Here is a 12,296-nt window from a genome sequence, read left to right as displayed (position 1 = left end):
CTCCCCGACAATCAACCTGAGACATAGGTCTTGCCAGCGGCAATCAAACACACCAAAACGACCTCGTCGCGATCAGCGCTTCTCATCCTGATCGTCGCTAACTTCTCATCCAGATCGTCGCGCTACAACAGAACCGTCCGCCTCGACCATGCGGCAAACGTGCTGGTCATATCGTCTTCCTCAACCGTGCGAGTGATGTTCGCGGTGACGGTCATCACGACGATGACGTTCACCGTGGGCGCGACGCTGGCGGATCAAGCAGCTTGGGCCATCATCCTCGCCTTGATCCTGTGAACTGTGGCGACGCCAATCTTCAGTGACTTCGCCGTGGCGTTGATGCTGGTGCCTTTTTTAAGGAGCGTGCGGGCGCGATGCTCGGTGTGAGCGTCGAGCGACGGTCGGCCTGCTTTTTTCGTGGAGCGGGCGAGCCCCGCCATGATGCGGTCGCGGAGGATGCTGCGCTCGAACTCGGCGAAGACGCCCAGCATTGCGAACATCGCCCGCCCCGATGGGGTGGAGGTGTCGAGCCCTTGGACGTGGAGATACAGGTCGACATTGCGTTCGTTGATCTCGGACAGGAAGCTGACGAGGTGCTGGAGTGACCGACCGAGGCGATCCACACTCCACGCCATCACCATGTCGATCTCGCGCCGGGTCACCATCGTCATCAACGTGTTGAAGGCTGGACGTTGGTCCCGGCCCTTGCTTCCCGAGATGCCTTCATCGGCCAACGTGGTGACGACGGTCCATCCCAGACGGTCAGCGACAGCTTGGAGTTCGAGGCGCTGGTTTTCGACGGTCTGGGCGTCGGTCGAGACACGAAGGTAAAGGGCCACGCGTTTGGTCATGGCAGGATTATACCAGTTCACGAGCAGATTTTCAGTTCATTCTGAAGACCTTATGCCATCTGACTGGTGTTCAGCTATTACGAAAGCCACGCATATCATCAGCCCGTTGCCCAGCACCCATTGTCCGAGCAGTATGCTGTTGGCCGCAAGGGGGAAGACGAATGGCAATGCCTTGGGAGCACTATCATCAGATCATCGTCGAGACTTATTCCGCCCGGAAGGCGGGCAGTAAGTTCGAGGTTCGCCTGCGGCCCATAGAGGGGCAGATGTTTCCGCAAGACATGCAGGTCCAATGGTCGCGTAAGCTGCGTGATGCGCATCGTGTTGGCACACGGTTTCGTCTCTGGGTGAAGGAGTCGGATCGGAAAGGCGGGAAAACATTCCTCCAGTCCCCTTGGCAGTGGCCCTACGAAGTCGTCGAATAAACCGCCCCGATAGGGCCGCCCATTCCTCAACCATTCGATTTCGGAACAGGCGGAGTGAGCGCGCAGAATCGGCAGAAAATCATGGGTCTGACAGATGGCAATTCAGGGAGGGTTGCGGAATGGCTGCGGACAAGATGATGTTGTGACGATGAAGGTGACTGGAGCGGCACGCTCCAGGCGCTCCGCGCCTGTCGCAGCCGGTTTTATAGCGTTGATCTATGTTCCTGCGTCTACTCTCGAATTCGGATCGAACTAACCCCAACGGATAGCGCGCTGCCGGGCGCGGCGCTGTTCAAACGTTATTGTCCGCGATCGCACAAGCGCCCCCTCTCGATGTAAACATCCCGCGCCGGATCAAACCCCGGCGAGCGCGTCGTGGAGCGTCAGTCAAGCGAGATGTAACAATGACGCGAAAGACCAACCTGTCAGCGCCCCAGCTTGAGGTAATGGACGCTCCGGATGGAGGTGGCGTTTTCGGTTTCTGGAAACGTCAGATGTGCTACCTCTCCGCGCTGTATAGGGGTGGATTGTGAATCATCAGGCACTTGCGTCGTTTATTTGGTCCGTAGCGGACCTGCTGAGAGGAGACTACAAGCAGTCGGAATACGGCAGGGTCATACTGCCGTTCACCGTTCTGCGCCGTCTCGATTGCGTGCTCGAACCCACCAAGGCGGCGGTGCTCAATGAACTTGAGGCCAAGACGGCGCTGGGCCTGAACCCCGAGCCATTCCTCCTGCGTGCCGCCAAGCAGGGCTTCTACAACATCGATCCGCTCGACCTCAGCAAGCTGATGGGCGATCAAGATAATATCCGCGCCAACCTCGTCCGCTACCTTGATGGCTTCTCGCCCGCCGTGCGCGATATCTTCGAGCAGTTCGAGTTCCATGCCCAAATCGACCGGCTCGCCAAGTCGGGACTGCTCTATCAGGTCACGGAGCGGTTCACCCGCATCGACCTCCACCCCGACAAGGTGGACAACGCCGCGATGGGCCTCGCCTTTGAGGAGTTGATCCGCAAGTTCGCTGAAATCTCGAACGAGACGGCCGGTGAGCACTTTACCCCGCGTGAAGTCATCCGCCTTATGGTCAACCTGCTGTTCGTCGAGGATGACGACGCGCTGACCAAGCCGGGGATCGTGCGCACCATCTACGATCCCACGGCGGGGACGGGCGGCATGCTGTCGGTCGCGGGTGAGTATCTCACTGAGCACAACCCTCAAGGGCATCTGACCATGTTCGGTCAGGAACTGAACCCAGAGAGCTACGCCATCTGCAAGGCCGACATGCTCATCAAAGGGCAGCCGATCGAAAATATCGTGCAGGGTAACACCCTGTCTGACGACGGCCACCACGGCCGCACCTTCGACTACATGCTCAGCAACCCTCCCTTCGGCGTCGAGTGGAAGAAGGTTGAGAAGCAGGTTCGCGCCGAGCATGAGCAGAAGGGCTATGATGGCCGCTTCGGCCCCGGTCTGCCGCGCGTGTCGGACGGATCGCTGCTGTTCCTCATGCACCTGCTGTCGAAGATGCGCCCACTCAATGAGGGAGGCTGTCGGTTCGGGATCGTCCTCAACGGCTCGCCCCTGTTCACGGGCGGGGCGGGCAGCGGCGAGAGCGAAATCCGCCGCTACGTGCTGGAGAACGACCTCGTTGAGGCGATCGTCGCGCTGCCGACCGACATGTTCTACAACACAGGGATCAGCACTTACGTCTGGATCATTAGCAACCGGAAGCCGGAGACTCGCCGGGGCAAGGTTCAGTTGATTGACGCCTCGTCCATGTGGCGCAAGATGCGCAAATCCTTGGGCTCGAAGCGCAAGGAAATGTCGGACGCCCAGATCGCCACGGTGACCAAGCTGTTCGGCGGGTTCACTGAAGCGCGGCTTGCCACCAGCTTTGACGCCGAGGGTAAGGAGGTCGCGCGCGACGTGGTGGTCGAGGGCGAGCCGGTGCCCTCAGCACCGGAGAGCGGCAAGGTAAAGCTCGCGCCGCTGTCGCGCATCTTCCCGAACAGCGCCTTCGGCTATCGCACCATTACCGTCGAGCGACCGCTTCGCGACGAGGTGGGCGGGATCGTGCTGGGCCAGCGTGGCAAGGCGAAGGGTAAAAAGCAGCCAGATAGCGCCCTTCGCGATACCGAGAACGTGCCGCTCAGTGAGGACGTCGAAACTTACTTCGCGCGCGAGGTGCTGCCCCACGCTGAAGATGCGTGGATCGACCACGACAAGACTAAGGTCGGCTACGAAATCCCGTTCACTCGCCACTTCTACGTGTTCGAGCCGCCGCGTCCGCTCGCTGAGATCGACGCCGATCTTGAGGCCGTCACTGACCGGATCAAGGGCATGCTGGAAGGGCTCGCTGCGTGAGCTTTCCGGTGTATCCATCTTATGAGGACAGCAGCGTGGAGTGGCTGGGCCACGTGCCGAGTCATTGGACGGTGATGCCGATCTACCGCGTAGCATCATTCAACGACGAGGTGCTGACTGAAAGCACCCCAGCCGACCAAGAGATCAAGTATGTCGAAATATCCGGCATAAGTGCCGTTTCGGGTGTCATTGAGACTCAGGAACTTCAGTTTGGATCAGCCCCCTCTCGGGCCCGTCGAGTGGTGCGCGATGGAGACATCCTGATTTCTACCGTCCGCACCTATTTGCGGGCGATTGCCTCTGTTCCGAAGGCACCTGACAACCTCATCGCATCCACAGGCTTTTGCGTGCTGCGGCCCCGCCACGCCGATTCCGGGTTTCTCGGCTACGCTGTGCGCAGCGAAGCGTTCATAAGTGAGGTGATCGCCCGTTCCGTGGGTGTCAGCTACCCGGCTATCAACGCGAGTGATCTGGTGCGCATTAGCTTAGCTATGCCGCCCGAGTTAGAGCAGGTCGCCATCGCCGCCTTCCTCGACCGCGAAACCGCCAAGATCGACGCGCTCATTGAGGAGCAGCGGCGCTTGATCGCGCTGCTGAAGGAAAAGCGGCAAGCCATCATCTCCCACGCCGTCACCAAGGGCCTCGATCCGCACGCCCCTATGAAGGACAGCGGCATCGAATGGCTCGGCGAAGTGCCCGAGCATTGGGCCGTAAGCAAACTTCGCCATCTGACCCGGCAGATTGTCGATGGCGCGCATTTCACGCCAACCTACGTCGATGATGGTGTTCCGTTCCTCCGAGTGACAGATATCACTCGCCGCCGCATCAATATGGATGAGGTGAAGCGAATCCCGGTCGAAGAACATGATGAGCTAATCAGGCGATGCAATCCCCAGATCGGCGACCTCCTGCTATCGAAAAACGGCACCATCGGAGTTCCGATGGTGATCGACTGGGAATGGGATTTTAGCATCTTCGTGAGCCTTTGCTTGATCAAGTTTAATGAACGGTTAGATGCGCACTTTGCGAAAGATGTGTTTCTTTCGAAGGCGATCGAGGTCCAAATCTCGGCTGATGCAAAACAAAGCACTGTCACCAATCTGCATCTGGAGAAAATCGCTGGTTTTGCGTTTCCGGTGCCGCCTATCGACGAGCAGCGCGCCATATCTGCTTTCGTTCAAAGAACGGTAAGGGAACACGATGGGCTTATCGTGGTCGCTGAAGAGGCTATTGATCTCCTCGGCGAACGCCGCGCAGCGCTCATCTCCGCAGCCGTTACCGGCAAGATTGACGTGCGCGCGTCAGCGAAGGTGCTGCCGTTCCCGATCGACCGCGCCGGAGCACGCGGGCTGATCGCGACCGAGATCATCGAGCGGTCGGCGCATCAGGCGACCTTTGGCCGCGTCAAGTTTCAGAAGATCGCCTTCCTCGCTGAGGCGCATGTCGGCATCAGCGAGCTTGCCGGTTCCTACACCCGTGAGGCCGCTGGTCCGCTCGATCGCGCGCTGATTGAGGAGATGGAAAGCGGCGCACGAAGCATCGCTGGCATTGAGCGCGACCAACCGGGCGGCTCCGGCACCACCAACACATATCGCCTTGGACCGCAGCGCGGCGCACATCGCCAAGAACTTGCAGACTGGCTCGGTGAGGATCGCACGGCCAAGCTCGACAAGCTGATCGGGGATTTCGCAGCGCTCAGCACCAAGGAGGCCGAGGCCGTCGCAACACTCTACGGCGTGTGGAACGACGCCCTCAGTGAAGGCGCGACGCCCAGCGACGACGAGATCATCAGCGGCTTCCTCAATGATTGGCACCCGGAGAAGCGAGCCAAGTTCCGCGCCAGTGAACTTCCCGTATGGCTCGGTTGGATGCGTCGCCACGGCATCGTGCCGACCGGCTCCGGCCCTAAGACTGCGACCGGGAGGCTCTTCGTATGAGCCCAGCGGTCGGCCGCTCCTTGGAGCTTTACTATATCGACGGTCGGCCGGACGGCATGGTCACGGCGGAGTTGTTCAACTGGACCGGCCACGTCCTGCTGTTCCCGCGCACTCAGCTGAGTGCCGCGCTGACCCGCAGTGAGGCCAGCTATGCAGGCGTCTACCTGCTGCTGGGCGACCAGAACGGCGAGCCCTTCGCCTATATCGGTGAGGGCGAAGACATTGGCGCGCGCATCCGTCAGCATGACGTGCGCAAAGAATGGTGGACCAGCGCCGTGCTCGTCACCGCCTCAGCGAACAAGCTCAACAAGGCGCACGTCCGCTACCTCGAAGCGCGGCTGATCGCGCACGCCAAGGCGATCGGGCACACGCCGCTCGACAACCTGACCGCGCCCGTGCTGCCGATCCTCAGCGAAGCGGATATCGCCAAGATGGAGGCGTTCCTCGAAAACCTGTTGATTGTTCTCCCGGCCGTGCGGGTAGACATGTTCATACAGCGCGCTCGTTCCCATCGGCCCACCGCTCCAGCGACGCCGGGTCGGACGATTGCCGAACCGCAGACAATCAGCGCAGGCGGCACGCGCTTCGTGCTGGTATCGCGGAAACATGGTCTGCGCGCTTCGGCGGTTCTCACTGAAGGTGAGTTCGTCGTTGAGGCTGGATCAATGGGCAGACGCGAATGGACCGGCCTCGACCACCATACCTACGCCTCGCTCTACGCGGAGCTTCGCCGGTCAGGCGTTCTCACTGAACAGGGCGCGCATTGCGTGTTCACACAGGATTACGCCTTCCGCAGCCCGAGCGCCGCAGCAGCGGTGGTCAACGGCCGTGCATCGAACGGCCAGATCGACTGGCGCACCGCTGACGGCGGCCTAACCTACAAGGATTGGGAAGCGCGTCAGGTCGCAGCGCCCGAGGGGACAGCCTGATGCCGGTCTACGAGGTCAACGACGGAACGCTCATCGCGGCGAACCCCACCCGCTTCTACGTAGAGGGGCTGCGCGAGCGTCAGGACATACAGCGGATGCTGCGGGATCAGATCGCGGTGTTGGGTGAAGACCTGCTGGTGCTGTCAGACGAATATGGCGGGTGGATCGACAGCAACAGGCGTATCGACCTGCTCTGCCTCGACCCTGAGGCCAATCTCGTGGTCGTCGAACTCAAGCGCGATGATGCGGGCCATATGGAGCTTCAGGCGATCCGCTACGCAGCGATGATCGCACGCATGACCTTCGCTGAGGCGGTCGAAGCGCACGCGCAATACCTTCGTCGTTGCGGCCAGAACGGCGAGGACGCTGAGGCCAAGCTGCTCGCCTACCTCAACTGGCAAGAGGCAGAGCAAGAGGAGTTCGGCGGTAGTGTCAGGATCATCCTCGCCTCGGCAGCATTCAGCAAGGAACTGACGACCACGGTGCTGTGGCTCCGCGAGCAAAGTCTCGACATAAGTTGCGTCCGGCTGAGCCCCTACAAACTGGGCGACGGTCGCCTGCTGCTCGACGTGCAGCCGATCATCCCGCTGCCGGAAGCGACCCAGTTCCAGACGCAGATCGGTCTCAAGCGGCAGGCTGAGCAGAAGGCGAAGGTGGAGCGGCACGAAATACGCTACGAGTTCTGGCAAAGCCTGCTCGCGGTCGCCGCCAAGCAGACGCCGCTGCATGCAGGTCGCAGCCCTTCGAAGGATAACTGGATATCGGCCTCAGCGGGGGTTCCGGGCTTCAACTTCAGCTACACTATTCGGCAGAGCGATTCTCAAGTTCACCTGTGGATTGAGGATAATCAGAGCTTCTTCCTGCGAATGGAAGCCGAGCGCGCCGCCATCGAGGGCGAGTTTGGTGGCGATCTCATCTGGAAGCGAGATGATCGGCAGCGGGGCACGTTGATCGGCGCTCTGGTTGACGGAGGCTATCGCTCAAATCGTGAGGACTGGCCGAAGGTCCAACAGTCGCTGGTGGACGCGATGGTGCGGCTTGAGCGGGTCATGCGTCCTCGCCTTAATCAGGTGCGGGCGGGGCAGCGGTGATGAGCATCCACAAGGAAGTTCGGTTCGAGGACGAAATCTGCGCTCACCTCGCAGAGCATGGCTGGCTCTACGATCCCGGCAGTGCCGCGCTCTACGACCGCAAGCGGGCATTGTTCGCGCCCGATCTCGTTGCATGGGTGCAGGAGACGCAGCCAAAGGCATGGGAGTCACTTAGCCGCAGCCACGGTTCAGGTGCTGAGGCTGCGCTGCTCGACCGCGTGCGCAAGCAAATCGACGATCGCGGCACGCTGGATGTCGTCCGTCACGGGATCGAAATGGTCGGTGTGCGGGGCATGATTTCGCTGGCCCAGTTCAAGCCTGCGATGGGCATGAACCCCGTCATCATCGCTGCCTATCAGGCGAACCGGCTGCGCGTGGTGCGTCAGCTTCGCTATTCCGTGGCGAACGAGAACTGCTTCGATCTGGCGTTATTCCTCAATGGCGTTCCCGTTGCGACCGCTGAGTTGAAGACAGACTTCACCCAATCGATCACGGACGCCATCGACCAGTATCGGTTTGACCGCCTGCCCCGACCCAAGGGCGGCAACCCCGAACCGCTGCTGACCTTCCCCAGCGGGGTGCTCGTCCACTTCGCCGTAAGCAACAGCGAAGTCCACATGACGACCAAGCTGACGGGGCCGACCACCCGCTTCCTTCCGTTCAACAAGGGCAATGCAGGCGGCGCGGGCAATCCGCTCAATGAGCAGGGACACCGCACGGCATATCTGTGGGAGGAAATCTGGGAACGAGGGAGCTGGCTTGAGATCATCGGACGCTACCTCGTTGCTCAACGCGACACCAAGCGCGCCATCAGTGGCCTCATCTTCCCGCGCTACCACCAGCTTGATGCCACCCGGAAGCTGCGGGCGGCTGTGCGGATTGAGGGTGCGGGCGGCAAATATCTGATCCAGCACTCAGCAGGCAGTGGCAAAACCAACTCGATCGCATGGGCGTCGCACTTCCTCGCCGACCTTCATACCGATGCTGACGAGAAGCTGTTCTCCACCGTCATCGTCGTCTCCGATCGCAACGTCATCGACGCCCAGCTTCAGGACGCGCTGTTTGGATTTGAGCGGACTACCGGCGTAGTGGCGACGATCCGCAGTGAGGGCGGGGCCAAGAGCGGCCAGCTTGCCGACGCGCTGGCTCAAGGTAAGAAGATCATTGTCTGCACCATTCAGACCTTTCCTTTCGCACTGGAGGCCGTCCGCGACCTCGCTGCCACGCAGGGCAAGCGGTTCGCCGTCATCGCGGACGAGGCGCATAGCTCCCAGACCGGCGAGGCGGCGAAGAAGCTCAAGCAGCTTCTGTCACCGGAGGAGATTGCTGAGCTTCAGGACGGCGGTGAAGCGAGCGCCGAGGACATTCTGACAGCGCAGATGACCGCGCGGGCTGGCGATAGCGGCGTCACCTATGTGGCGTTCACCGCTACACCAAAGGGCAAGACGCTTGAATTGTTCGGGCGCAAGGTGGAGCCCGAACAGCCATCCGGCCCCGGCAATCTGCCGTCCGCCTTCCACGTCTACTCAATGAGGCAGGCGATCGAGGAAGGTTTCATCCTCGACGTGCTCAAGAACTACACGCCCTACCGGCTCGCCTTCCGCCTCGCCAATGAGGGACAGGAATGGGACGATCAGCAGGTCGAGCGCAGCACCGCGCTCAAGAGCATCATGCGCTGGGTGCGCCTGCACCCCTACAACATCGCTCAGAAGGTGCAGATCGTCGTCGAGCACTTCCGCGAAAACGTGGAGCCGCTGCTCGACGGGAAGGCTAAGGCCATGGTCGTGCTGGGGAGCCGGGTTGAGGCGGTGCGCTGGAAGAAGGCGATCGACGGCTACATCAAGTCACAGGGCTACGGCCTCGGCACGCTGGTTGCCTTCTCCGGTGAGGTGAATGATTCCGAGACTGGCGACGAGCCCGTCACCGAGGGCAGCGCCTCACTCAACCCCGGCCTCAAAGGCCGTGATATCCGAGATGCCTTCGCAGGCGCGGACTTCCACCTCCTGCTGGTCGCTAACAAGTTTCAGACCGGCTTCGATCAACCGTTGCTGTGTGGGATGTATGTCGATCGAAGGCTTGCGGGCATTCAAGCGGTGCAGACGCTATCACGCCTTAACCGTGCGCACCCCGGCAAGGACACCACTTACGTCCTCGATTTCGTAAACTCGTCCGAGGAAATCCTCACCGCCTTCCGCACCTACTACGACACCGCCGAGCTTGAAGGCGTCACTGATCCCAACCTCGTCCTCGATCTCAAGGGCAAGCTCGACGCCAGCGGTCACTATGATGACTTTGAGGTCGAGCGCGTCGCTGCGGTCGAGATGAACCCCCGTGCCAAGCAGGGCGATCTCATCGCGGCCATCGAGCCTGTCGCTGACCGCCTGCTCAAGCGCTACAAAGCTGCGCAAGAACGCCTGCGGAGTGCACGCGAACGTAACGACGATGACGGCGCGTCAGACGCTCAGGATGAGATCAACGCGCTGGTTCTGTTCAAGAACGACATGGCGGCATACCAGCGCGCCTACAGCTTCCTCTCGCAAATTTTCGACTACGGCAGCAGCGCGGTCGAGAAGCGCTTCGTGTTTTACAAACGGCTGACCCCGCTGTTGGAGTTCGGTCGCGAGCGCGAGGGCGTAGACCTGTCCAAGGTCGTGCTGACTCATCACAACCTCAAAGATGAGGGGCAGCGCCGCCTCGACGTGTCAGGTCGCGATGAGAGCAAGCTCAAGCCGATGACCGAGGTCGGTTCCGGGTCGGTGCAGGAGAAGAAGAAGGCGCTGCTCGCCGAGATCATTGAGCGCGTAAACGATCTATTCGGCGCTGACACGACCGATGGTGACCAACTGAGCTACGTCACCACGCTGCGCGACAAGATGCTGGAATCTGATGCGCTGGTGACACAGGCGGCGAACAATACCGAAGCGCAGTTCGCTAACTCACCGACGCTGAAGGATGAGTTGATGAACGCGATCATTGAGGCGTTCGAGGCTCATTCTTCACTGAGTAAGCAGGCGCTTGACTCACAGAAGGTAAGGGACGGCCTGAAGGAGGTGCTGCTCGGACCCGCCCAGCTTTACGACGCGCTGCGTGAGCGTGCTAAACAGGAGATGTCTGGGGCGTCTTAACGCTATATCTGGTCGTTACCACTTTTGCTTTCCCCGACATTTCACAATTTTCGGCGTTTCCACCTACCGGACAATATTAAACGCAGGGCAGTATATGCTATCTTAGTAAATAGCATCCCGAGGAAACTTTCTGTCATCGCCTTGGAGCAGCTATACGAAAGGTAGAATATTTTGTATCGCGGCCTGTATACGCTAAGTGTATAGCTCGTCGTTAGCGAATATGCTTCGGTATTCGTGGTTGCCGTTCGTTCCGAATTTAGCAGTAGCACGAACAATAGGAGCATATATCTGAACGGCGGACGGCGAGCGTCCACCGGCTGACTGCACCGCTCTGCAAAAACCTGCGCTCCGCTTTGGTTTTCGCCAATCGGCTTGCAGCATTTACGATAGATTGATCATTATCAATCATCCGAAGGAAGCGGACACAACTCTATTCCCCCTCCATCTTTTACAAGGTTACTGAACGAACAGTTTTGGTGGAAGACGGAGGGGAAAGAATGGGTTCGTGATGGCTGGGCATCATCCGTGAGGTTGTCGAACTGTGAGGTGCAGCTTGAGGCTTTTACGCCTTCGACCGTGACGATCCGAAACCGGTCATTACTGCAATCTTTCGCACCCAACCCCTCGCGCAAGCGGTCATAGGGGAATTACGTTGTATAGTGCATCGTGGTTATCTCTTTTAGAGAAGCGCATCGCCCAAGCTCTCGTTAACTCAACCGAGGCGATGCATGCGACGTGTCAGCGTGAACGGACAGCGGTCGCAATCTGTTTCGGGCTTTCTTTGACTTCGCACCCGCGACGACCGTTGCTTGCTCAACAGGCGGCAGGGCTCTGGCCCCCACCATTCTTCCCGATGCCCCGTCTCGTGTCCGGGTCGGTTTTTGGCCGGGCCAGCCTTCGGACGCCCTGCAAGATGTTCTATCTATTTAGCATAGATAAAAATCAGATGGCTATAAGTAAAATTGCAATTTTTCTGATAGGATTCACGCCTTCGCAAGATCTTTGCAATTCTACTTAAGACAAAGTCCGCTGACCAGATTAAGATATTTCCGCCACGACGTGAGTATAAAGGGCCGCTGGTTCGTTACCAAGGGCGATTGCTATATCGTATAGCAGCAAAACATCGACGCCTTGGTGCCCCCCTTCGATCTTGCTGATATAACCCTGCGTCTTCCCAATCAGTCGTGCGAGTTCGATCTGCTGCAATCCCGCGTCCTCACGGGCTTGGCGCAGCACTCTGCCGACGGTCTTTTGACGCTCCCCGAAAGCCATGTGCGAACGGTAGGCGCAGGGCTGTTGCATTCCATTTTGGAATGTACATGCTCTTGGCGCGCGATTTTAAACGCCACCCGGGGGAATAATATGCATGTGCGCTTGAGCAATGATCGGACAGGCGAGGTGAAGAATATCAAGGTCGGATTCAGCTTCACACTATTCTTTTTCTCATCCTGATCTGCCCCCACCGAGTGGACCGATTGGTTTGTTAGTGCATTAAGCTCATCGCCGCCATATCCGGACGGAGGTGGAGCGAAGCGGAACCGGAGGCCGGATATGGCGGTGTCGCCGTTTCTGGTGC

10 protein-coding genes are annotated in these 12,296 nt (G+C 59.6%); 7 read left to right on the top strand and 3 right to left on the bottom strand.

What is annotated here, in order from left to right; all coding sequences use genetic code 11:
* Window positions 1-30: 30 nt before the first annotated feature.
* Entirely contained in the window at window positions 31-294 is a 264-nt protein-coding gene (locus NZL82_RS19320; RefSeq protein ID WP_261271327.1) for a hypothetical protein, read from the top strand.
* Here the strand turns inward: NZL82_RS19320 and NZL82_RS19315 are convergent.
* A complete protein-coding gene (locus NZL82_RS19315) occupies window positions 255-848 on the bottom strand; it encodes a recombinase family protein (RefSeq protein ID WP_261271326.1) in 594 nt (197 codons plus the stop codon). The two genes, NZL82_RS19320 and NZL82_RS19315, sit on opposite strands and share 40 nt — an antisense overlap.
* Window positions 849-1,009: 161 nt before the next feature.
* Here NZL82_RS19315 and NZL82_RS19310 point away from each other — a divergent pair, with 161 nt between their 5' ends.
* The 6 genes from NZL82_RS19310 (at window position 1,010) to NZL82_RS19285 (ending at window position 10,720) form a co-directional block, all read left to right on the top strand.
* Window positions 1,010-1,273 carry a hypothetical protein gene (locus tag NZL82_RS19310; protein WP_261271325.1) on the top strand — a complete coding sequence of 88 codons (264 nt, stop codon included), beginning with the start codon at window positions 1,010-1,012 and terminating at the stop codon, window positions 1,271-1,273.
* A gap of 529 nt (window positions 1,274-1,802) precedes the next feature.
* Window positions 1,803-3,638: a class I SAM-dependent DNA methyltransferase gene (locus tag NZL82_RS19305; RefSeq protein WP_261271324.1), complete on the top strand. Its 1,836-nt coding sequence runs from the start codon at window positions 1,803-1,805 to the stop codon at window positions 3,636-3,638.
* Window positions 3,635-5,575, top strand: a complete 1,941-nt coding sequence (locus NZL82_RS19300) for a restriction endonuclease subunit S (protein WP_261271323.1) — start codon at window positions 3,635-3,637, stop codon at window positions 5,573-5,575. The genes NZL82_RS19305 and NZL82_RS19300 overlap by 4 nt, the downstream gene beginning before the upstream one ends.
* Window positions 5,572-6,504, top strand: coding sequence for a GIY-YIG nuclease family protein (locus NZL82_RS19295; RefSeq protein WP_261271322.1), 933 nt, complete (start codon window positions 5,572-5,574; stop codon window positions 6,502-6,504). Before NZL82_RS19300 ends, NZL82_RS19295 begins: the two co-directional genes overlap by 4 nt.
* On the top strand, window positions 6,504-7,595 hold the full coding sequence (locus NZL82_RS19290; protein WP_261271321.1) for a DUF4268 domain-containing protein: 1,092 nt from the start codon (window positions 6,504-6,506) through the stop codon (window positions 7,593-7,595). The genes NZL82_RS19295 and NZL82_RS19290 overlap by 1 nt, the downstream gene beginning before the upstream one ends.
* Entirely contained in the window at window positions 7,595-10,720 is a 3,126-nt protein-coding gene (locus NZL82_RS19285) for a type I restriction endonuclease subunit R (RefSeq protein ID WP_261271320.1), read from the top strand. The genes NZL82_RS19290 and NZL82_RS19285 overlap by 1 nt, the downstream gene beginning before the upstream one ends.
* 1,038 nt (window positions 10,721-11,758) lie before the next feature.
* Here the strand turns inward: NZL82_RS19285 and NZL82_RS19280 are convergent.
* Entirely contained in the window at window positions 11,759-11,992 is a 234-nt protein-coding gene (locus tag NZL82_RS19280; RefSeq protein ID WP_261271319.1) for a helix-turn-helix domain-containing protein, read from the bottom strand.
* Between the two features lie 211 nt (window positions 11,993-12,203).
* Window positions 12,204-12,296 (bottom strand): integrase catalytic subunit (locus NZL82_RS19275; RefSeq protein WP_261270801.1); only part of this gene is annotated, 93 nt, incomplete at its 5' end.

This window comes from Sphingomonas sp. LC-1 (genome assembly GCF_025371035.1).
Taxonomy (GTDB): Bacteria; Pseudomonadota; Alphaproteobacteria; order Sphingomonadales; family Sphingomonadaceae; genus Sphingomonas; species Sphingomonas sanguinis_E.
The sequence above is the reverse complement of the archived record's forward strand: the minus strand, read 5'-3'. Positions and strand labels throughout refer to the sequence as shown.

Coding starts and splice junctions, on each gene's coding strand:
- NZL82_RS19315 (WP_261271326.1), bottom strand. CDS start 848: ATGACCAAACGCGTGGCCCTTTACCTTCGTGTCTCGACCGACGCCCAG.
- NZL82_RS19310 (WP_261271325.1), top strand. CDS start 1,010: ATGGCAATGCCTTGGGAGCACTATCATCAGATCATCGTCGAGACTTAT.
- NZL82_RS19295 (WP_261271322.1), top strand. CDS start 5,572: ATGAGCCCAGCGGTCGGCCGCTCCTTGGAGCTTTACTATATCGACGGT.
- NZL82_RS19290 (WP_261271321.1), top strand. CDS start 6,504: ATGCCGGTCTACGAGGTCAACGACGGAACGCTCATCGCGGCGAACCCC.
- NZL82_RS19285 (WP_261271320.1), top strand. CDS start 7,595: ATGAGCATCCACAAGGAAGTTCGGTTCGAGGACGAAATCTGCGCTCAC.
- NZL82_RS19280 (WP_261271319.1), bottom strand. CDS start 11,992: ATGGCTTTCGGGGAGCGTCAAAAGACCGTCGGCAGAGTGCTGCGCCAA.